Annotated in this window: 18 protein-coding genes; 13 read left to right on the forward strand and 5 right to left on the reverse strand. The window is 69.7% G+C overall.

From position 1 onward, the window contains the following. Nucleotides 1-169 precede the first annotated feature (169 nt). A complete protein-coding gene (gene thpR / locus AC1DS4_RS00005) occupies nt 170-736 on the reverse strand; it encodes an RNA 2',3'-cyclic phosphodiesterase (RefSeq protein WP_477612408.1) in 567 nt (188 codons plus the stop codon). Nucleotides 737-796: 60 nt separating this feature from the next. Here thpR and AC1DS4_RS00010 point away from each other — a divergent pair, with 60 nt between their 5' ends. The 5 genes from AC1DS4_RS00010 (at nt 797) to ettA (ending at nt 7,657) form a co-directional block, all read left to right on the forward strand. Beyond that, a complete protein-coding gene (locus AC1DS4_RS00010; RefSeq protein WP_477612409.1) occupies nt 797-1,561 on the forward strand; it encodes a hypothetical protein in 765 nt (254 codons plus the stop codon). Nucleotides 1,562-1,757: 196 nt separating this feature from the next. Further along, nucleotides 1,758-3,440 carry a dynamin family protein gene (locus tag AC1DS4_RS00015; protein ID WP_477645988.1) on the forward strand — a complete coding sequence of 561 codons (1,683 nt, stop codon included), beginning with the start codon at nt 1,758-1,760 and terminating at the stop codon, nt 3,438-3,440. Then, entirely contained in the window at nt 3,437-5,149 is a 1,713-nt protein-coding gene (locus tag AC1DS4_RS00020) for a GTPase (protein ID WP_477631925.1), read from the forward strand. Before AC1DS4_RS00015 ends, AC1DS4_RS00020 begins: the two co-directional genes overlap by 4 nt. A gap of 170 nt (nt 5,150-5,319) precedes the next feature. Further along, the gene (locus AC1DS4_RS00025) at nt 5,320-5,931 is read left to right on the forward strand and encodes a single-stranded DNA-binding protein (RefSeq protein WP_477632288.1); all 612 of its coding nucleotides are present in this window, start codon (nt 5,320-5,322) and stop codon (nt 5,929-5,931) included. 43 nt (nt 5,932-5,974) lie between these two features. Continuing rightward, a complete protein-coding gene (ettA, locus tag AC1DS4_RS00030) occupies nt 5,975-7,657 on the forward strand; it encodes an energy-dependent translational throttle protein EttA (RefSeq protein WP_477612412.1) in 1,683 nt (560 codons plus the stop codon). 22 nt (nt 7,658-7,679) lie between these two features. Here the strand turns inward: ettA and AC1DS4_RS00035 are convergent, their stop codons facing one another. Then, complete coding sequence (locus AC1DS4_RS00035) at nt 7,680-8,279, reverse strand: TetR/AcrR family transcriptional regulator (RefSeq protein ID WP_477612413.1); 600 nt, start codon at nt 8,277-8,279, stop codon at nt 7,680-7,682. Between the two features lie 63 nt (nt 8,280-8,342). Here AC1DS4_RS00035 and AC1DS4_RS00040 point away from each other — a divergent pair, with 63 nt between their 5' ends. The 4 genes from AC1DS4_RS00040 to AC1DS4_RS00055 all read left to right on the forward strand — a co-directional run bounded on the left by AC1DS4_RS00040 (nt 8,343) and on the right by AC1DS4_RS00055 (nt 12,110). Continuing rightward, a complete protein-coding gene (locus AC1DS4_RS00040) occupies nt 8,343-9,488 on the forward strand; it encodes an acyl-CoA dehydrogenase family protein (RefSeq protein ID WP_477612414.1) in 1,146 nt (381 codons plus the stop codon). After that, complete coding sequence (locus tag AC1DS4_RS00045; RefSeq protein ID WP_477612415.1) at nt 9,472-10,260, forward strand: SDR family oxidoreductase; 789 nt, start codon at nt 9,472-9,474, stop codon at nt 10,258-10,260. Before AC1DS4_RS00040 ends, AC1DS4_RS00045 begins: the two co-directional genes overlap by 17 nt. Beyond that, nucleotides 10,257-11,048, forward strand: coding sequence for an SDR family oxidoreductase (locus tag AC1DS4_RS00050; protein WP_477612416.1), 792 nt, complete (start codon nt 10,257-10,259; stop codon nt 11,046-11,048). Before AC1DS4_RS00045 ends, AC1DS4_RS00050 begins: the two co-directional genes overlap by 4 nt. A gap of 75 nt (nt 11,049-11,123) precedes the next feature. After that, nucleotides 11,124-12,110, forward strand: coding sequence for an NADPH:quinone oxidoreductase family protein (locus AC1DS4_RS00055; protein ID WP_477631926.1), 987 nt, complete (start codon nt 11,124-11,126; stop codon nt 12,108-12,110). Between the two features lie 24 nt (nt 12,111-12,134). Here AC1DS4_RS00055 and AC1DS4_RS00060 read toward each other — a convergent pair whose 3' ends face one another. Together AC1DS4_RS00060 and AC1DS4_RS00065 are read right to left on the reverse strand one after the other, a co-directional pair. Then, entirely contained in the window at nt 12,135-12,629 is a 495-nt protein-coding gene (locus AC1DS4_RS00060; protein ID WP_477624637.1) for an SRPBCC family protein, read from the reverse strand. Next, nucleotides 12,626-13,009 (reverse strand): ArsR/SmtB family transcription factor, encoded by a 384-nt coding sequence (locus AC1DS4_RS00065; RefSeq protein WP_477624638.1) that lies wholly within the window; start codon nt 13,007-13,009, stop codon nt 12,626-12,628. The genes AC1DS4_RS00060 and AC1DS4_RS00065 overlap by 4 nt, the downstream gene beginning before the upstream one ends. 100 nt (nt 13,010-13,109) lie before the next feature. On the opposite strand from AC1DS4_RS00065, the gene AC1DS4_RS00070 reads away from it, so the two are divergent. Then, the gene (locus AC1DS4_RS00070; protein WP_477624639.1) at nt 13,110-13,634 is read left to right on the forward strand and encodes a nitroreductase family deazaflavin-dependent oxidoreductase; all 525 of its coding nucleotides are present in this window, start codon (nt 13,110-13,112) and stop codon (nt 13,632-13,634) included. Here the strand turns inward: AC1DS4_RS00070 and fabG are convergent. Next, nucleotides 13,607-14,362, reverse strand: a complete 756-nt coding sequence (gene fabG, locus AC1DS4_RS00075) for a 3-oxoacyl-ACP reductase FabG (protein ID WP_477612421.1) — start codon at nt 14,360-14,362, stop codon at nt 13,607-13,609. The two genes, AC1DS4_RS00070 and fabG, sit on opposite strands and share 28 nt — an antisense overlap. A 187-nt stretch (nt 14,363-14,549) precedes the next feature. On the opposite strand from fabG, the gene glgX reads away from it, so the two are divergent. Genes glgX through treZ form a run of 3 tightly spaced genes read left to right on the forward strand, consistent with a single transcriptional unit; the run spans nt 14,550 to nt 21,120 of the window. Further along, a complete protein-coding gene (glgX, locus tag AC1DS4_RS00080) occupies nt 14,550-16,715 on the forward strand; it encodes a glycogen debranching protein GlgX (protein ID WP_477624640.1) in 2,166 nt (721 codons plus the stop codon). Nucleotides 16,716-16,732: 17 nt separating this feature from the next. After that, complete coding sequence (gene treY, locus AC1DS4_RS00085) at nt 16,733-19,219, forward strand: malto-oligosyltrehalose synthase (protein ID WP_477631927.1); 2,487 nt, start codon at nt 16,733-16,735, stop codon at nt 19,217-19,219. Next, nucleotides 19,216-21,120, forward strand: a complete 1,905-nt coding sequence (gene treZ / locus AC1DS4_RS00090) for a malto-oligosyltrehalose trehalohydrolase (RefSeq protein ID WP_477645971.1) — start codon at nt 19,216-19,218, stop codon at nt 21,118-21,120. Before treY ends, treZ begins: the two co-directional genes overlap by 4 nt. Nucleotides 21,121-21,124 lie beyond the last annotated feature (4 nt).

The raw sequence follows: 21,124 nt of genomic DNA on the forward strand, positions 1-21,124 counted from the left end.
CGCACCGTGCGACGCGACAGCACCGGCCCCGTCCGCAACAAACGACCCTTGGGAGGTGCACTGACCAAGACCCGCAGGACAAACTGACGTAAGGAGTGTCAAGGATCAACCGACGTAAAACCGTCAACCATCAGCCGAATGCCTACAGGGGCGCTCACGGCCAACCGGTTCAGCCGGCCAGCTCGACCACGGCGATCGGCTCGTAGTGGGGGCGCCCCTGGCCTTCGCCACGGTGCGACGCGAAAAGGGTGACCTCGTCCGCCGTCCACGCCGGGCCGGCATACGCATCGAGCACGCGCAGCCAGCGCGTGGCCTCGAAGGGGTGGCGTGAGCGGGCCACCGTGAGGTGCGGCGTGAACGGCCCGCCCTCGGGGCTGGCGCCGACATGGCTGCAGGCGCGGCGGACGGCACGCGCCAGGCCGGCAAGGGACTCCAGGGACTCCGGGTCCCCGTCGACGCCCATCCAGGTGACTCTGGCCTCATAGGGATTGGGAAAGGCGCCGCCACCCTTGAGGCGCAGCGACATGGGTGGACGTTCGCCCACGGCCTCGGCGATCCCGTCGACCAGGGACTCGACCAGCCGGCTCGGCACGTCGGCCATGAAGGCGGTGGTGACGTGCCAGAGGCTGGAGTCGGTCCACCGCAGGTCCGGGCCGGCGTCACGGCGGGGGTCGAGGAACTCGGCGAGGTCCTCCAGGGCGGTCTCGGTCGGCACGACGGCCGCAAAGATGCGCATCAGGCCATTGTGGCGGCGCTCCCCTCGATTAGATTGGACGCCGGGAGGAAGGGGCCAACCATGCAGCTGACGTCGTTGCGGCAGGACTGGACCCTGCCGCGCACGTGGTTCGTGTCCGCTCGACTGCTCGAGGTGGCCGCCGCGGTGGCAGTCGTCGCGACCGCCTACCAGAGCTGGCTGGTCTTCCAGTCGACGGGGCAGAGCTACGGGGCAGACGGGGAGCCGCGCACGGAGGCGACACCGTTCCTCGACAGGCTGTTCGTGTTCGCGATGTACGGGTTCGGCTTCGGTCAGTCTCCGACAGGGATGCTCATCGGATCGCTGCTGCTGCTGGCAGTCCTCGGCATGCTCCACTTTGCGCAGCCGGTCAGCCACGCCGGACTCCTGCGCTGGGAGACCTTCGCCGTCTGGGTGGCCGCGGTCCTGCTGAACCTGGTCTTCGTGGTGTCCACGGCAGTGGGACTGGTCCGCGGTGACCCCAACGCACCCTCTGCGGACAGCGAAACCGTCACCTACGATCCCGGGCCCAGCACGACCGAGCAGCTGCTCAACGGTCTCGCCATGCCTGTCGTCTGCCTCTTGCTGCTGGCACTGGTCGCGATCTGGTGGCTGCGGCTTCCGGCGGAGTTCGACGAGCCGGACGACGAACAACCCGTCCGAGAGCCCCGCCGCTGGCGTCCGGCGCCGGCCCAGGACGCCAACATCGACGACCTCACCCTCGACGGTGTCGAGCTGATCGAACCCGTCGAACGCCTCCACCCACGCACCAGCAGCGGCGACGGGTCGACGGCGAGCGGCTACGACGACTACTTCCGACGCTTCTAGGTCCTGAGCTCCTCGCGTCCCGGCCCCGAAACCGGCCCGAAACCGGACCCGGTCGGGCGAACCCCGTCACCCGCGTCCGCCCTCGGTCCCGAGGAGGCAGGATCTTTATCGAACGGGTGCTTCGACCGGGTCTGTCGCGCACGGCGCACAGCGTCCGATTCGTTAGGCTTGCGGTGTGATTTCCAGGGACGACGCCATGTCGATGTTGGGCGCCGTGACGACCCTCCGTGAACAGGTCGAGCAGGCTGGTCTGCCCCTCGACATCCCCGACGTCGTGGTCGGACGGGCCACCCGCGATGCCCTCATCAAGCAGCTCGACGACTACGTCATCCCGCGGCTGCGCTCGCTCGACGCGCCCCTGCTCGCGGTGGTCGGTGGCTCGACGGGGGCCGGCAAGTCCACCCTGGTCAACTCCATCGTGGATGCCGAGGTGAGCCGCTCAGGGGTGCTCCGCCCGACGACGACCACCCCTGTCCTGGTCCACCACCCCCAGGACGCGCGGTGGTTCTCCGACGACCGCGTGCTGCCGGGGCTGAGCCGGGTGACCGGGGCTGCGGCCAGCGCCGGGGTCAACGCCCTGCGCCTCGTCGTGTCGAGCTCGCTGCCCCCCGGCATGGCCCTGCTGGATGCTCCCGACATCGACTCCGTGGTGAGTGCGAACCGGGCACTCGCGACCCAGCTGCTCGCGGCAGCCGACCTCTGGCTCTTCGTCACCACGGCCGCCCGGTATGCCGACGCCGTCCCGTGGGACCTGCTGCGCCAGGCGTCCGAGCACGGCACCGCCATCGCCATCGTGCTGGACCGGGTGCCGCCCGAGGCGATGGCCGACATCCGCAGCCACCTCGCCTCGATGCTGCGTGAGCAGGGTCTGTCCACCGCGCCCATCTTCGGGATCCCGGAAGCCGACCTGACCGACGAGGGACGGCTCCCCGAGCCCGACGTCGCCCGCCTCCGTTCGTGGTTGACCGCGCTCGCCAGCGACGCCCGCGCCCGCTCGGTCATCGTCAAGCAGACTCTCGACGGCGCCCTCGGCAGCCTCGACCACCGCGCGGGCGTCCTCGTCACGGCCTCCCGGCAGCAGGCCCAGGCGGTGGACGCCCTGCACGACGCCGCCGAGGCGGCATACCGCGAGGCGCTGGCCAACGTCGAACACGGCATGACCGACGGCACGCTGCTGCGCGGCGAGGTGCTGGCCCGCTGGCAGGAGTACGTCGGCACTGGCGAGTTCTTCAAGCAGGTCGAGTCGACCATCTCGAAGGTGCGTGACCGGATCACGGCGGCGCTGAAGGGTCAGGCCCCGCCCGCGGGCGACCTGGGGGAGGCGCTCCAGACCGGGGTCGCCGCCCTCATCAACGCCCAGGGGCAGGGTGCCGCCGCAACCGTCGCGCGCACGTGGCGCCAGCTCCCCGGCGGAGATCGGCTGCTCGAGCAGACACCGGAGCTGTCCAAGGCGTCGACCGACCTGGCGCCACAGGTCGAGCGGCTCGTCCGCGACTGGCAGGTCGAGGTGCTCGAGCTGGTGCGTGGCGAGGGCAAGGACCGCCGCACCACGGCACGCATCGCGGCCTACGGCCTCAACGGCATCGGAGTGATCCTGATGCTCGTGGCGTTCGCCCACACGGGGGGCCTGATCGGGGCCGAGGTCGGCATCGCCGGTGGCACCGCGGTGCTCGCCCAGAAGGTGCTCGAGGCGATCTTCGGCGACCAGGCGGTGCGCGACATGGCGGCCAAGGCGCGCAAGCGCCTGCTCGAGCACGTGCAGGAGCTGTATGCCGTGGAGCGACGTCGCTACGACGGTGCCCTCGACGGGGTGGAGACGACAGAAGGCCAGGCCGAACGCCTGGCCGACGCGGCGGCAGCGGTGAAGGCGGTTCGATGAGCCCGTTGAAGATGGGCAGCAAGCAGGTCAAGTCCGTGAGTGTCGAGGAGCTGACCGCGCGCACCCGTGCCCTCGAGCAGGCGGTGGCCGCAGGGGGGAACCAGCTCGACCCGGCCGCGGTGGCGTCCGCTCGAGCGGTGGTCGACAAGATCGCCGGACGAATCTCCAAGACCGGCAACCACACCGTCGTCGCCCTCGCGGGAGCAACGGGTTCCGGCAAGTCCAGCCTGTTCAATGCCCTGGTCGGTTCAACCGTGGCCATGGTCGGGGCCCGCAGGCCCACGACGTCGCGCCCTGTGGCTGCGGTGTGGGGCGACGACGACGCCACGGACCTGCTCGACTGGTTGTCCGTGGCCCAACGCCACCACGTGGACCCGCTGACGACGGACCCGACCGGCGGCCCCGACAGCCCCTGGAACCTCGACGGGCTGGTGCTGCTGGACCTGCCCGACTTCGACTCGCGGGTCGAGGCGCACCGCGCCGAGTCAGAGCGAGTGCTCGAGCTCGTCGACGTGTTCGTGTGGGTCACCGACCCGCAGAAGTACGCCGATGCTCGCCTTCACGACGACTATCTCCGCACCTTGTCGACCCATCACGCCGTGACGGTCGTGGTGCTGAACCAGGCCGACCGCCTCTCCTCGGACGCGATGGGCCAGATCCGTCGCGACCTCGCGCGGCTGGCGGCGGAGGACGGCATTCCGGGGGTCCAGGTGATCTCGACCTCGGCCACTGCTGGCACGGGGATCGACGACCTCCGGCTCCGCCTTGCGACGGCTGTCGCTGCCCAGAACGCGGCCCAGCACCGGCTCCTTGCCGACGTCTCGGCCAGCGCGACCACCCTGCGCGGCGGGGTGGCCCTGACCGAGCCGACGCTGTCCGACACCGTGGACGCCGAGCTCGTCGACGCGCTCGCCCGTGCTGCCGGGATCCCGACGGTCGTGGCGGCCGTCGAGAGGGACTACCGCAACCAGGCCTGGGGTCGCACCGGGTGGCCGTTCACCCGCTGGGTGCGCGCCCTGCGCCCCGACCCGATGAAGCGGCTGCGCCTCAACACCCGCGATGCGGTGGAGGAGAAGCTCGCCGTCACCGCAGGTGACGTCCGAACCGTTCTCGGGCGTTCCTCCCTTCCCCCGCCCACCCCGGCAGCCCGGTCGGCCGTCGAGCTGGCTACCCGAAAGGTCGGGGACGAGGCGGCAGAGGGCCTGCCGAACCGGTGGGCCGAAGCGGTCGCCGACGCGGCGACGCCGCCCGGTCCCGAGCTGGCCGACGCCCTCGACCAGGCGGTCGTGGGCACGTCGCTGAAGATGCGCCCCCCGATGTGGTGGCAGGCCTTCGGGCTTGCCCAGCTAATTCTCGCCTTCGTCGCGGCCCTCGGGTTCCTCTGGCTGGCCGCGCTCGTGGTGATGGGGTGGCTGGCCCTTCCCGACGTGGACCCACCCCGGCTCGGACCTCTGCCCTACCCATTGCTGATGTTCGCCGGGGGCCTGCTGCTGGGGCTGGCGCTCGCAGCACTCGCCCGCACCCTCGGGCGCGCGGGCGCCCGTCGCCGTGGACAGCGAGTCCGGAACATGTTGACCGACAAGGTCGCCGGGGTCGCCCGCGAGCGCATCGTGGGTCCGGTGCGGCTGGTCCTGGACCGGCACCGCGCCACCCGTGAGTCGTTGGACCGGGCGGGGGTGCGGCTGGCCCCGGCCAGCTCGCGACGCTAGACGTCCCGACACGGCAGCGATGCGGCACGGATGCGCCGGGGTTGGTGCACAGGCACGTCCAGCCCCCTGACACCGTCCACAGGCGCTCCGGCGCACGCTCGTCCGCGGCCTCGCGTTGCCTCACTGTTGCGTCCAACCCACAGGGGAACGACACAGATGAGGTGAGCGAGATGAACGAGTCCTACATCACGGTGACCGGGCGAGTGGTCGCCGATCCGGAGTCGCGCACGACACGCAACGGAGTGCCCTTTGCGGCCTTCCGGCTGGCGTCGACGGTGCGACGGCCGAACCCGAAGACGCGCGAGTACGAGCACGCCGGCACCAGCTTCTACAACGTCACGGCCTTCAGGTCGCTCGGCGCCAACGTGGCCCACTCGCTCAAGAAGGGCGAGCCGGTGGTCGTCTACGGACGGCTGCGGGTCAACCAGTGGATGCGCCAGGACAACACCCACGCGACGTCGGTCGAGATCGACGCCTACAACGTCGGCCACGACCTCAGCTGGGGGACCACCGCCCTCAGTCGGGTGACCCGCGCCCAGCTGGACACCAACGACCGGATGGCCGACGAGGGCGTCCAGGGTGCGATGGCGGCGCTCGAGGGTGAGCTCCCGGCCCAGGAGGAGGACTTCGGCTCCTACGACCCCGGCGACCTGGCCGCTCGACGCAGCACAGGGGACGAGCAGGACACCGGTGATCCCGAGACGGACGACTACGTGGTGGCCCAGGAGCCGACGGGCCTGGTGCCTCGCGGAGAGGGCGAGCGCGAGCTCTCGACGGTCTGACGCGGATTCGGGCGTGGGGGCCCCGGCCGATAGCCTTGCCCCCATGCCCGAGTTCATCTACGTCATGTCGAAGGCCCGCAAGGCCCACGGCGACAAGGTCATCCTCGATGACGTGACCATCTCCTTCTACCCCGGCGCCAAGATCGGCGTGGTGGGGCCCAACGGAGCCGGCAAGTCCTCGGTCCTGAAGATCATGGCCGGGCTGGACCACCCTTCCAACGGTGAAGCCCGCCTCACGCCCGGCTTCACGGTCGGGATCCTCATGCAGGAGCCCGAGCTCAACGAGGAGAAGACGGTCCTCGGCAACGTCGAGGAGGGGGCCGGCGAGATCAAGGCAAAGCTCGACCGCTACAACGCGATCTCCGCGGAGATGGCTGAGCCGGACGCCGACTTCGACGCCTTGATGGAGGAGATGGGCAAGCTCCAGGAGGCCATCGACTCCGCCGACGCCTGGGACCTCGACTCCCAGCTCGAACAGGCCATGGACGCCCTGCGCTGCCCGCCGCCGGATGCGGACGTCACCGTGCTCTCCGGTGGGGAGCGCCGCCGCGTCGCGCTGTGCAAACTGCTCCTCCAGAAGCCGGACCTGCTCCTGCTGGACGAGCCCACCAACCACCTGGACGCCGAGTCGGTCCTGTGGCTCGAGCAGCACCTCGCGGCCTACCACGGCGCCGTCGTCGCCGTGACCCACGACCGCTACTTCATGGACAACGTCGCCCAGTGGATCCTCGAGCTGGACCGCGGTCGCGCCTACCCCTACGAGGGCAACTACTCGACCTACCTCGAGAAGAAGCAGGCGCGCCTGCAGGTGCAGGGCAAGAAGGACGCCAAGCTCTCCAAGCGCCTCAAGGAGGAGCTGGAGTGGGTCCGTTCCAACGCCAAGGCTCGTCAGGTGAAGTCCAAGGCGCGTCTGGCGCGCTACGAGGAGATGGCGGCCGAGGCCGACCGCACCCGCAAGCTGGACTTCGACGAGATCGCCATCCCGCCGGGGCCGCGGTTGGGCTCGACCGTCATCGAGGTCAAGAACCTCAAGAAGGGCTTCGGCGACCGCGTCCTCATCGACAACCTGTCCTTCACCCTGCCGCGCAACGGCATCGTCGGCGTCATCGGCCCCAACGGCGTCGGCAAGACCACGCTCTTCAAGACCATCGTCGGTCTCGAGGAGGCGGACAGTGGTTCGGTCAAGGTGGGCGAGACGGTCAAGATCTCCTACGTCGACCAGAGCCGAGGCGGCCTGGACCCGAACAAGAACCTCTGGGAGACCGTCTCCGGCGGCCACGACTACATCAACGTGGGCCACGTCGAGATCCCGTCCCGCGCCTACGTGTCGCAGTTCGGGTTCAAGGGCCCTGACCAGCAGAAGAAGACCGGCGTCCTCTCGGGTGGCGAGCGCAACCGCCTCAACCTGGCGCTCACCCTCAAGGAGGGTGGCAACCTGCTGCTCCTTGACGAGCCGACCAACGACCTCGACGTCGAGACCCTCGGTTCGCTCGAGAACGCCCTGCTCGACTTCCCCGGCTGCGCGGTGGTCATCAGCCACGACCGGTGGTTCCTCGACCGGGTGGCGACCCACATCCTCGCCTTCGAGGGTGACGACGAGGACCCGGCCAAGTGGTACTGGTTCGAGGGCAACTTCGAGTCCTACGAAGCCAACAAGGTCGAGCGCCTCGGGGCCGATGCGGCGCGGCCGCACCGCGTCACCTACCGCAAGCTCACCCGAGACTGAGCGTCGCGCCGGCGCGGTCGAGCTAGCCGGCGCGAACGAGGCGCAGGCCGAGTTCGGCGTAGGCCGCGCCGATGGCTTCGGGGGAGCGCTTGATCACGGGGTCGTACCAGCGGGCGACGTCGACCGCCATCGACATGAGCGCCAGGGTCGTGTCGGGCACGTCGTCGACGGTGAACTCACCGCTCGCGACGCCGGCGGTCACGACGTCGCGCACGACGGCGTCGATCTGCTTGCGCAGCGTCAGGACGGCGTCGCGGTGCTCGGGAGTGAGGTTCGCGAACTCGTACTGCACGATGCGAGCCACCCGGAAGTGCTCCGCGTGCCAGGTGGCGAACCGGCCCATGATCGCCCGCAGCGCCTCGGTGGGGGAGCTGGCGCTGCTCGCGGCAGCCAACAGCATGTCGCGGGCGACCTCGTGGCCCTCACGGCTGAGCTGGTAGAGCAGCTCCTCCTTGGAGGAGAAGTGGACGTAGACGCCCGCCGGGGACAGCCCGGCCCGCGACGCGATGTCTCGCGTGGTGGTCGCGTGGAAGCCCCGGTCGGCGAACGCCTCGGCCGCTGCTTCGAGAAGTCGGTGGGGCGCGTCTGTGACGGAGTCCACGGTGCGTACGGGACTGGACATGGTTGACAGCATGCCTCAGCCATCGCAGACTAAGCAAGCGCTTAGTCACCTTGGAGGAATGTCATGCCCCGCAATGTGTACGGTCCCGACCACGAGTCCTTCCGCAGCTCGGTCCGCGAGTTCGTCGAACGCACGCTCAAGCCGCGTGCCGAGCAGATGCTCGAGGTGAAGTCGGTCGACCGCGACATCTGGAAGGAAGCCGGCAAGCAGGGCCTGTTCGGTCTCGACATCCCCGAGGAGTTCGGCGGTGCCGGCGCCGATGACTACCGCTTCAACGCGATCGCGGCCGAGGAGATCGCCGGCTTCAACTTCGCCGTGTCGTCCTGCTTCGGGATCCACTCCGACGTCTGCCCGCCCTACATCGTCGACCTCGGCACGCAGGAGCAGAAGGAGCGCTGGCTCCCGGGCATGGCCAACGGTGACCTGATCTGCGCCATCGCGATGACCGAGCCGTCGGGTGGTTCCGACCTCGCTGCCCTCAAGACCACCGCCGTCCGCGACGGCGACGACTGGGTGCTCAACGGCTCCAAGACGTTCATCACCAACGGCTACCAGGCCGACCTGGTCATCGTGGCCGCCCGGACCGACCCTTCCAAGGGCGCCAAGGGCATCACCCTGTTCATGGTCGAGGCGGGCATGGAGGGTTTCAGCCGTGGTCGCAAGCTCGACAAGGTCGGGCAGGAGGAGGCTGACACCTCCGAGCTCTTCTTCGAGGCCGTGCGCGTCCCCGACGCCAACCGGCTCGGGGCCGAGGGTCTCGGCTTCATCTCGATGATGCAGCGCCTGCCCCAGGAGCGGGTCGGCGCGGCGGTGGCCAACACCGCCCACGCCTTCCAGATCTTCCGCGAGACGGTCGAGTACACCAAGGAGCGCAAGGCGTTCGGCCAGCCCGTGGGCTCGTTCCAGCACAACAAGTTCAAGATGGCCGAGCTGCAGACCAAGCTCGAGGTCACCCAGGCGTACGTCGACGACTGCATCGCGGCGCACGCCGAGCAGAAGCTCAGTGCCGTCGACGCAGCCAAGGCCAAGTGGTGGTCCGCCCAGGTCCAGAACGACGTCCTCGACGAGTGCGTCCAGCTCTACGGTGGCTACGGCTTCATGAACGAGTACCGCGTCGCTCGCGCCTGGCGCGACGCCCGGGTCTCGAAGATCTGGGCAGGGTCGAACGAGATCATGAAGGAGCTCATCGGCCGTGACCTCGGACTCTGAGGTGAGCGCCGGGCAGGGGGTCCACGGGGGAACGGTCGCCATCGTCACCGGAGCCTCGCGGGGCATCGGGCTCGGTATCGCCGAGAAGCTGGTTGCCGAGGGCGCCCGAGTCGTCATCACGGCGCGCAAGCCCGAGGCGCTGGCAGCGGCCGTGGAGCACCTCGGCGGCGAGTCGAAAGCCATTGGTGTGGCAGGAAATGCCGCCGACGAGGCACACCAGGACGAGGTCATCCGAGTCGCCCACGAGCGGTTCGGAGGCCTCGACCACCTCGTCAACAACACTGGCATCAACCCGGCCTACGGCCCCATGCTCGACGCGCCGCTCGACGTGGCGCGCAAGATCATGGACGTCAACGTCCTGGCCGCGTTCTCGTGGATCCAGAAGGCCGTCGCCTCAGGGCTGGGCCGAGACGATCGGCCGGGAGCGGTGGTGAACGTCGCGTCCATCGCCGGGCTCGGCGCCACCGGCACGATTGGTTGGTATGCCGTGAGCAAGGCCGCCCTGATCCACCTCACCGTCGAGCTGGCCTACCAGCTCGGACCCGCCATCCGGGTCAACGCCGTCGCTCCGGCGATCGTGAAGACCCAGTTCGCCCAGGCCCTCTACGAGGGTCGGGAGGAGAAGGTGGCGGCGGCCTACCCGTTGAAGCGCCTGGGTGCGCCGGAGGACATCGCCGGAGCCGTGTCGTTCCTGCTGTCCCCGGACGCAGGCTGGGTCACCGGCCAGACCCTCGTCGTCGACGGAGGCGTCACGCTCGGGGGCGGCCTGTGAGCCCTGACCTGACGGGGCGCGGGGTCATCGTGACGGGCGCCGGCAGGGGGATCGGCGCTGCCTACGCCAGGGCGTTCGTGGCAGTGGGCGCCAGGGTCGTGGTCAACGACCTCGACGCGGAGGCAGCGGAGTCCACCGCGCTCGAGCTCGGGGCCGTCGCAGTCCCTGGTGATGCCTCGAGCGAGGCGGGCGTGACAGCCCTGGTCGGGGCGGCTCGTGAGCACCTCGGAGAGGTCGAGGTGTTCTGCGCCAACGCAGGCGTGGCTCGCGGGGGGACCGAGGCGGTCGACGAGAAGGCCTGGGAGGTGTCGTGGAACGTCAACGTGATGGCCCACGTCCGCGCCGCCAAGCTGCTCGTTCCCGAGTGGGTCAAGCGCGGGAGCGGCACGTTCATCGCGACCGTTTCTGCCGCGGGCCTGCTGTCGATCCCGGGCGCGGCTCCCTACGCCGTGACCAAGCACGCCGCGCTGGCCTTTGCCGAGTGGTTGTCGATGACCTACGGCGACAAGGGGATTCGGGTTCACGCCGTGTGCCCGCAGGGGGTGCGCACCGACATGCTCTGGAACTCCGGCTCTGCCGGCAGAGCCCTCATGGAGCCGGGCGCGGTCGATCCCGATGACGTCGCGCGCGACCTCATGACCGCGATGGACGACGGACGGTTCCTCGTCCTTCCCCACCCCGAGGTCGCCGAGATGTATGCCGGCCGGGCCGCCGACCCGGATCGCTGGCTTGCCGGAATGCGCCGGATGGCGGCCTCCCTCCCGGCGGTCACCATGGGCACCGGCTGACAGCGTGATCAACCACTGACACCATGGGCACCGACTGACACTGGCACTGACACTGACACTGACATCGGAGACTCCGTGAAGGCCTGGCAGGTCACCTCCCACGGCGAGCCGGCTGACGTGATGTGGCTGACCGAGCGCAGCGAGCCGCGCGTCAAGCCGGGCCACCTGTTGGTCCGCGTCCTGGCCGTTGCCCTGAACTTCCCCGACGTGCTCATGGCACGCGGCCACTACCAGGTGCGACCGGACCTCCCCTTCACCCCGGGAGTCGAGGTCTGCGCCGAGGTGCTCGAGCTCGGCGAGGGCGTCACGGGGTTCGCCGTGGCCGACCGGGTGGTGGGCACCACGGCCGTCCCCCACGGCGGGTTGGCGCAGGTGTGCCTCATGCCCGCGACCGGCGCCTTCGCCGCACCGCCTTCACTCTCCGACGCCCAGGCGAGCGCCCTGACGATCGGCTACCAGACGGCCTACGTGGGGCTGGTCCGTCGGGCCGGCCTTCACGCCGACGAGACGCTGTTGGTGCACGCCGCGGCGGGCGGTGTCGGCTTGGCGGCCGTGCAGGTCGGCAAGGCCCTCGGTGCGCGGGTCGTCGCCGTGGTTGGCAATGCCGCCAAGGCAGACGTCGCGCGCCAAGCCGGTGCGGACGTCGTGGTCGACCGCTCGGCCGGCGACCTCGTGGCGGACCTCAAGGGGGCAGTGGGACCCGACGGCGCCGACGTGGTGTTCGACCCGGTGGGTGGCGCCGCCTTCGAGGCGTCGACCAAGGTCGTGGCCTTCGAGGGGCGGATCCTCGTCGTGGGCTTCACCAGCGGGACCATCCCGACGCCGGCCCTCAACCACGCGCTGGTCAAGAACTACTCGATCCTGGGGCTGCACTGGGGGCTCTACCTCCAGCGCGACCACGACGTGGCTGAGGCTGCCCACCTCCAGCTGGGGAAGTGGGCATCAACTGGAGCCATCAAGCCCTTTGTCTCCCAAGAGGTGGCGTTCGAGGACGCGCGCAGTGCCCTCACCCGGCTCGGAGCCGGAGAGAGCACTGGACGCATCGTGGTGCTGGGCGCCTGACGTCAGCCGTGGGCAGCCGCCGGCTCAGTCGGCGAGGCCCTGGGCGACCTTCTCGAGGGCGTCGTAGGAGTCGTTGAGCCCGACCTCCATGCCGGACGCGAGCACCAGCTCGACGGTCTCGGGGGAGTCGTACGTGATCACGGCCCGAAGTGTCGTCAGGCCGTCCTGCTCGGTGAAGGTCGACTGGATGAGTGACGGCGGGCTCTGGATGTTGTCGAAGACCTCGGTGTGCACCAGGCGGCCCGGAGGGTCGAGCTCGCGGTACTCGCCGGAGAACGACACCTCGTCACCACCAGGGGTCACCTGGGCAAAGTGCCAGCGACCACCGACACGGAGGTCGACCTCGCAGACGGTGACCTCGCCGTGGCCGGCACCCCACCACTGGCGGATGTGCTCCGGCGTGGTCATGACCTCGTAGATGAGGGCGGCGGGCGCGGCGAAGGTTCGGGTGATGACGACCTCGCTTCCCTGCTGGGTGACGGTGGCCCGCTGGTTGGTTTCGGCAGCTGTGTTGCTCATGACTTCTCCTCGTGGTGTGAGGTGGTGGGTGTGTCGGGGTGTGCATCGGGGGATGCGGGTCCCTGGATGCGGGTGAGGTACGCGTCGAGGTGGTCGAGGTTGGCCTCCCAGTGGCGGCGGTACTCCTCGAGCCAGGACGTGGCGCTCCTCAATGGCGTGGCGGTGATCCGGCAGTGACGCCGCTGCCCGTCACGGTCCTTGGCGATCAGCCCGGCCCGCTCCAGCACCGACAGGTGCTTGGAGATCGCCGGCAGGGTCATGGCGAACGGCTCTGCGAGCTCCCCGACCGTGAGGTCACCCCCGGCGAGGCGCTCGAGGATGGCGCGCCGCGTGGGGTCCGCCAGGGCGGCGAACGTGCTGCTGAGCTGATCGTGGTCCATTGTCCTTAACCATTCGGTTTATTAACTGCTAAGGAAACTATCGCCCTGAGGACGCCCGGCTGTCAAGGGGTATGCCGCATCGCCGGCGTAGCGTGAGAACGTGCCCCGAACCCGAAGCCAGGACCTCAAGCCCTGGCTTCGCGCCGTCTTTGCCCTTCCGAATGCGTTGTACGCCAACGGGTTCGGATGGATCCTCGGTCACCGGTTCCTTCAGCTCACGCACACCGGACGCCACAGCGGAGAGCGCTTCACAGTTGTCGTCGAGGTGGTGCGCCGCGACAGGTCGACCGGCGAGGCGACCGTCGTGTCCGGCTACGGCAGGAGCTCCGACTGGTTCCGCAACCTCGAAGCAGGCGGGCCGGCCGCAGTGGACTTCGGTCGCGGACCCAGGCCCGCGGCATACCGGGTCCTGGGGCTCGAGGAGGCGCAGGAGGTCTACGCCGCCTATGAGCGGCGCAACCTGCTCATCGCACCGCTGGTGCGGTGGACGCTGACCACGTTGCTCGGCTGGCGCTACGACGGGAGCACCGGAGCCCGCCGGCGCATGGTCGCCGAGCTCCCGATGGTCGCCTTGCGACCGTCCCGGAGTCGACCGGTTCAGTCGAGCGGGCCGCCGGCGACGTAGATGACCTGGCCGGAGACGAAGCCGGCCTCCTCGGAGCAGAGGAAGCCGATCGTGGCGGCGATGTCCTCGGGCTGGCCGACCCGCTGGACGGGGATCGCGGCCGCCGAGTGGGCGATGAAGTCCTCGAACGAGACTCCGAGCCGCTCTGCCGTCATCTTGGTCATCTCGGTCTGGATGAACCCCGGGGCGACGGCGTTCGCGGTCACGCCGAACTTCCCGAGCTCGATGGCGAGGGTCTTGGTGAAGCCCTGCAGGCCCGCCTTGGCCGCCGAGTAGTTCACCTGGCCGCGGTTGCCCTGCGCAGAGCTGGAGGAGAGGTTCACGATGCGGCCGAACTTCTCCTTGGTCATGTAGCCCTGGACGGCGCGCGTCATGAGGAAGGAGCCACGCAGGTGCACGTTGATGACCGCGTCCCAGTCCTCCTCGGTCATCTTGAAGATCAGGTTGTCGCGGGTGATCCCCGCGTTGTTCACCAGGATCGTCGGCGCCCCGAGCTCGTCCGCGACGCGCTGGACGGCGGCCTCGACCTGGGCGGCATCAGCCACGTCGACGCCCACAGCCAGCGCCCGGCCGCCGGCGTCGGTGATGGCCGAAACCGTGTCGGCACAGGCTGACTCGTCGAGGTCGAGCACGGCCACGGCGTGTCCCGCCGCGGCGAGACGCTTGGCCGTTGCTGCGCCGATGCCGCGGGCGGCTCCGGTGACGATCGCGGTGCGCTGGGTGCTCATGCGGGACTCCTGAGAGGGCTTGGCGGGTGAGGTGTCCCGGCGAGTGTACTAAGCGGGCGCTTACCCCTGGGGCGACCGGTGGCGTGAAAAGGCTGTGGGCTCGGGCACAATGGGTTCGCTGGAGGCCGTCGACGTCCTTCTTCACCACGGCCCCAGGACGAGGGCTGCTCTACGACGAAGGCGATGCATGGAAATCTGGCCCGGCAAGTCCTACCCGCTCGGCGCAACGTTCGACGGCACCGGCGTGAACTTCGCGTTGTTCTCAGAGGTGGCCACCAAGGTCGAGCTGTGCCTCATCGACGACGAGGGCGCGGAGACCCGCGTCCCGCTGCCGGAGGTGGACGGCTTCGTGTGGCACGCCTACCTGCCCGGCGTCCAGCCCGGGCAGCGCTACGGCTACCGCGTCCACGGTCCCTACGACCCGGCCAACGGCCACCGCTGCAACCCCCAGAAGCTGCTGCTCGACCCCTATGCCAAGGCGATCGACGGCCAGCCGGACGGCGACCAGTCGCTGTTCTCCTACGACTTCGGGTCACCCAGCGAGGACCCGGCCAAGGCCAACGTCGAGGACAGCCTCGGCCACACGATGATGGGTGTGGTCATCAACCCCTTCTTCGACTGGGGCCAGGACCGCCTCCCACGGCACGAGTACCACAACACCGTCATCTACGAAGCCCACGTCAAGGGCCTCACCGAGACCCATCCCGACATCCCGGAGGAGATCCGCGGCACCTATGCGGGGATCGCCCACCCGGTGATCATCGAGCACCTCAAGAACCTCGGCATCACGGCCATCGAGCTGATGCCGGTGCACCAGTTCGTCAACGACTTCACGCTGCGCGACAAGGGCCTGTCGAACTACTGGGGCTACAACACGATCGGGTTCCTCGCCCCCCACAACGGCTATGCGGCCTACGGCACGCGCGGCGAACAGGTGGCGGAGTTCAAGGGGATGGTCAAGGCGCTCCACGAGGCGGGTATCGAGGTCATCCTCGACGTGGTCTACAACCACACCGCCGAGGGCAACCAGCTCGGGCCCACCATCTGTTTCCGCGGGATCGACAACGCGGCCTACTACCGGCTGGTCGACGAGGACAAGGCCCACTACTACGACACGACCGGCACCGGCAACAGCCTGCTGATGCGGCACCCCCACGTGCTGCAGCTCATCATGGACTCGCTGCGCTACTGGGTGACCGAGATGCACGTCGACGGCTTCCGGTTCGACCTCGCGGCGACGCTGGCCCGCCAGTTCCACGAGGTCGACAAGCTCTCGGCGTTCTTCGACTTGGTCCAGCAGGACCCGGTGGTCAGCCAGGTCAAGCTCATCGCGGAGCCCTGGGACGTCGGCGACGGTGGCTACCAGGTCGGCAACTTCCCGCCCCTGTGGACCGAGTGGAACGGCAAGTACCGCGACACCGTCCGCGACTTCTGGCGTGGCGAGAGCGCGACCCTCGGCGAGTTCGCCTCGCGCCTCACCGGCTCCAGCGACCTCTACGAACACAGCGGTCGCAAGCCCATCGCGTCGATCAACTTCGTCACCGCCCACGACGGCTTCACGCTACGGGACCTGGTGTCCTACAACGAGAAGCACAACGACGCCAACGGCGAGGACGGCAACGACGGCGAGAGCCACAACCGCTCCTGGAACTGCGGCGTCGAAGGTCCCACCAAGGACAAGAAGGTCAACGCGCTCCGGCTGCGGCAGCAGCGCAACATGCTGGCGACCCTCCTGCTCTCGCAGGGCGTGCCGATGCTGCTGCACGGTGACGAGCTCGGTCGCACCCAGGGCGGCAACAACAACGGCTACTGCCAGGACAACGAGATCTCCTGGATCGACTGGGACCTCGACCAGGACCAGCTCGACCTCATTGCCTTCACGCAGCGGCTCGTCGAGCTGCGCCGCGACCACCCGGTCTTCCGTCGCCGTCGCTTCTTCGCCGGGTCGGCCGACCACGGCGGGGAGAGCGCCGTGGGCGACATCGCGTGGTTCGAGCCGGGCGGCAACCACATGGACGAGGACTCCTGGGCCAACGGTTACGCGCGCTCGATGATGGTGTTCCTCAACGGCCAGACCATCCCGGAGCCCGACACGCGTGGGCAGCAGACCCTCGACGACCACTTCCTCGTCATCTTCAACGGCCACCACGAGGTGCTGCCGTTCGTCCTCCCGGGCAAGGAGTACGGCGAGCGCTGGGTCACCGAGCTCGACACCTCCGCCCAGGAGGTCGAGGCCAAGGAGTACAAGCCCGACGCCAAGGTCAAGGCCAACGGCCGCAGTGTCATCGTGCTGCGCTGCCCTCGTCCGCTTCCGTCCGGATCGCCCGCGGGAGCGGCCGCCGCCCGCCGATGAACGAAAGGCAGACACGTATGCCGAGTGGTGCAGCGCCGCACCGACCGGGACCCGGGCGGGTCGTGCCGTCCTCGACCTACCGGCTGCAGGTCCAGCCTGAGTTCACCTTCGGCGATGCTGCCGACCAGGCCGACTACCTTGCGGCACTGGGGGTATCACACGCCTACCTGTCGCCGATCCTGGCGCCGGCGCCAGGATCGGCGCACGGCTATGACGTGGTGAGTCACGAGTTCCTCAACGAGGAGGCCGGTGGGTCGGAGGGCTTCGACCTGCTGACGGGCGCCCTCCGGCAGGCGGGGCTGGGGACCGTCGTCGACGTGGTGCCCAACCACATGACGACCCCGACCCCGGCCTCGCTCAACCATCCGTGGTGGTTCCTGCTCCGCGACGGCCGCGAGTCGGACCACGCCCACTGGTTCGACGTGGACTGGGAGGCCGAAGACGGTCGGGTGCTCGTTCCGGTCCTCGGACAGCCACTGGAGTCGGTCCTCGCCGCGGGCGAGCTCGCCCTCGAGTCCGGGGGAGGCCCCCACGGCAACGAGACCGTGCTGCGCTACTTCGACCACGAGTTCCCCGTGCGAACCGGGACCGAGGGGCTCGACCTGCCGGAGCTCGTGGCTGCCCAGCGCTATCGACTCTGCGACTGGCACGAGGGTGGGAGCCGGCTCAACTACCGTCGCTTCTTCGACGTGACGACCCTGGCTGCCGTTCGGGTCGAGGTCGAAGACGTGTTCGACCACACCCACCGCCTGTTGCTCGAAGAGTTCCGGGCCGGCACCATCGACGGCTTCAGGATCGACCACCCCGACGGGCTGGCAGATCCCGGCGGCTACCTCGCCCGGCTCGCGGACGCGACCGGGGACGCCTGGGTCGTCGCCGAAAAGATCCTCGAGGGACACGAGCAGCTGCCCGACGACTGGCGCTGCGCGGGCACGACCGGTTACGACACGATGCTGCGCGTCCAGCAGGTCTTCGTCGACCCTGCGGGCGAGCAGCCACTGACCGACCTGCTCACCGAGCTCGTGGGGGAGCAGCAGGACCTCGAGGCGGTGGTCCACACCGCGAAGCGACAGGTCGTCGCCCAGGTGCAGCAGGCAGAGGTCAACCGGCTGATGCGACTCGTCGGCCGGGTCCTCGTCGGTGAGGACCAGGCTGCCCTGCGACGTGGACTCGAGGCCCTGCTCGTGTCGATGGATCGCTATCGGGCCTACCTCGCCCCCGGGGCCGAGCCGGATCCCGAACAGCTCGCAGTGCTGGCTCACGCCGAGGCCCGGGCAGCCGAGCTGGTCTCGGAGGAGGACCGCGACGCGTTGGCGATGGTGGCCCAGCTCGCGTCCGGAGGGCACATGCCCGGTGCGCAGGTCGACACCCGCGGTGCCCAGCGCGAGTTCGTCGTGCGGTTCCAGCAGACCTGCGGACCGGTGATGGCCAAGGGCATCGAGGACACCGCGTTCTACCGCTTCGCCCGCCTCACGGGGCTCAACGAGGTGGGCGGGGACCCCGGCCGCCTCGGCCTCGCCCCGGGCGAGCTGCATGCCTTCGCCGCCCGGCAGCTCGCCACCTGGCCGACGACGATGACGACGTTGTCGACCCACGACACCAAGCGTTCCGAAGACGTGCGAGCCAGGCTGTCCGTCATCTCCGAGGTGCCGCAGGAGTGGGCCCAGTGGGTGAGCGCGGCCCGTGACCTGGCCGCTCCCCACCGAGGATCCCGGCTCGACGCGCCCACCGAGTACCTGCTCTGGCAGACCGCCGTGGGCGCGTGGCCGATCAGCACCGACCGGCTGAAGGCCTACGCCACCAAGGCGGTGCGCGAGGCCAAGCAGCACACGACCTGGACCGAGCCCGACGCCGGCTACGAGGCAGACGTGGCGGCGTTCGTCGAGGCACTGACGACGGAGCCGGCTCTCACCGACCACCTCGCGGAGTGGGTGGAGCTGACCGCGGACGCTGCCCGCGCGACCACGCTGGGACAGAAGCTGCTCCAGCTCGTCGTCCCGGGCGTCCCGGACGTCTACCAGGGCACCGAGCTCGTCGACCTCTCGCTCGTCGACCCCGACAACCGTCGTCCCGTCGACTACGCCTCGCGTCGCGCCCGGCTCGCCCGGCTCGACGCCCGCGAGGCCCCGGGCGACGTCGACGACGAGAAGCTGCTCGTCACCTCGCGCGCGCTGCGGCTGCGGCGTGACCACCCCGAGTGGTTCACGGGCGGTCAGGCCACGTATGCCGCCGTCCCCACGTCGAACGAGCACGCCCTGGCAGTGGGTCGTGGCGATGCGGACGGGGTGGAGGTGGTGGCCGTGGCGACCCGACTCAGTGCGCGGCTGCGGTCCGACGGCGGGTGGGGCCAGGCGACGATCACGCTGCCCGAGGGCAGCTGGGTCGACCTGCTCGACGCCGACGGCCCCGGACGACCGGTGCACGGCGAGATGGAGCTCGCGGGCGTGCTGCGTGCCCTTCCGGTTGCCTTGTTCGTACGGCATGACAGCCTTGACCCGCGATGAAGACGGCTGACATTGAGATGAACACGGCGGAGACAGTCACGACGCTCCTGCCAGGGCCCGAGCTCACGGTCTGGGCTCCCCACGCCCACACGGTAGAGGTGGAGTGGGCTCTCGACGACGCCGCGGCCGMGCGCTCGGCCATGGAGGCCAAGGGGGACGGCTGGTGGCGCTGGCAGGCGCCAGCGAAGGTGCCGTCCACCGTGGGGCCGGGGACGGCGGCATACCCCGTCCTCGACTATGGCTTCCGGCTCGACGGCGGTCCGGTGACCCCGGACCCGCGGTCCGCATGGCAGCCGCATGGCGTGCACGCAGAGAGCCGCTACTTCGATGCCACGGCGCACACCTGGCGGGACGCCACCTGGGCTGGACCGCAACAGGGCGAGGGTGTGCTCGGCGGGGTCGTCTACGAGCTGCACGTGGGGACCTTCACCCCCGAGGGCACCCTCGATGCGGCGCAACACCGGCTGCAGCACCTGGTGGACCTCGGTGTCGACGTGGTCGAGCTGATGCCGGTGGCGTCGTGGCCGGGGCGCTGGAACTGGGGCTACGACGGCGTCGGGCCGTGGGCCGTCGACGCGGCGTACGGCGGCCCGGCGGCTCTCCAGCGGTTCGTCGATGCCTGCCACCGCCTGGGGCTGGGCGTCTGCCTCGACGTGGTCTACAACCACCTGGGGCCGGTGGGGAACTACCTGTCCCGGTTCGGGCCGTACTTCTCCGGCACCCATCCGACACCGTGGGGCGACGGACTCAACCTCGACGGCACGGACAGCCTGCACGTTCGGCGCTGGATCGTCGACAACGCGCTGCGCTGGTTCGGCGACTTCCACGTGGACGCACTGCGGCTCGATGCCGTGCACGAGCTGCACGATGACTCCGGTCGACACGTCCTCGCGCAGCTCGCCGACGAGGTGGCGGCGCTGAGTGCGCGACTGGGACGCCCGCTCGACCTGATCGCCGAGAGCGACCTCAACGACCCCCGGACCGTCACGCCCACGGGCGAAGGCGGGCACGGCATGGACGCGCAGTGGGACGACGACGTGCACCACGCCCTGCACGTCACCCTGACCGGCGAGACGCAGGGCTACTACGCCGACTTCGCCGGGCACTGTCCGGCGCTGCCCGACGGGGGGCCGCTCGCGGTCCTCGCCAAGACCTTGAGCAGGGCCTTCCTGCACGACGGCAGCTGGTCGAGCTTCCGCGAGGCTGACTGGGGCGCCCCCGTCGACCGCGCACGACTGGACGGGCGGCGGTTCCTGGCCTACCTGCAGACCCACGACCAGGTGGGCAACCGGGCGCTGGGCGACCGCATCTCCGCCCTCGTCACCCCCGGCCGACAGGCGATCGGCGCGGCCCTCTACCTCACCGGACCCTTCACCCCGATGGTCTTCATGGGGGAGGAGTGGGCGGCGCGGACGCCGTTCCAGTTCTTCACCGACTTCGACGACCCCGCGATGAAGGTCGCCGTGACCCAGGGCCGGCGACGCGAGTTCGAGGCCCACGGGTGGGCGGCCGACGACGTCCCGGACCCGCAGGACGAGCAGACCTTCCGCCGCTCGCACCTGAGCTGGGCCGAGCTCAGGGGAGAGGACAACGCGCGGATGCTTGCGTGGTATCGCGACCTGATCTCGTTGCGACGCATGGAGTTCGACCTCAACAACGGGCGGCTCGACGAGGTCGAGGTCGACTTCGACGAGAGCGACGGGTGGCTGGTCATGCGGCGTGGCGCGTTCCGCATCGTCGTGAACCTCGGGGAGTCGCGCTGGACGGTGCCCCTCGACGCCGAGCCGGAGAGCGTTGTGCTCGCCTGGGAGCCTGGGCAGACCCGGTTGCGCGGCGATGGCGTGCACCTGCCGCCCTTCACCGCGGCGGTCGTCCGGATGGGTCAGCCGACCTTGGGCTAGCCGA

Source organism: Pedococcus sp. P3_C7, assembly GCF_056402615.1.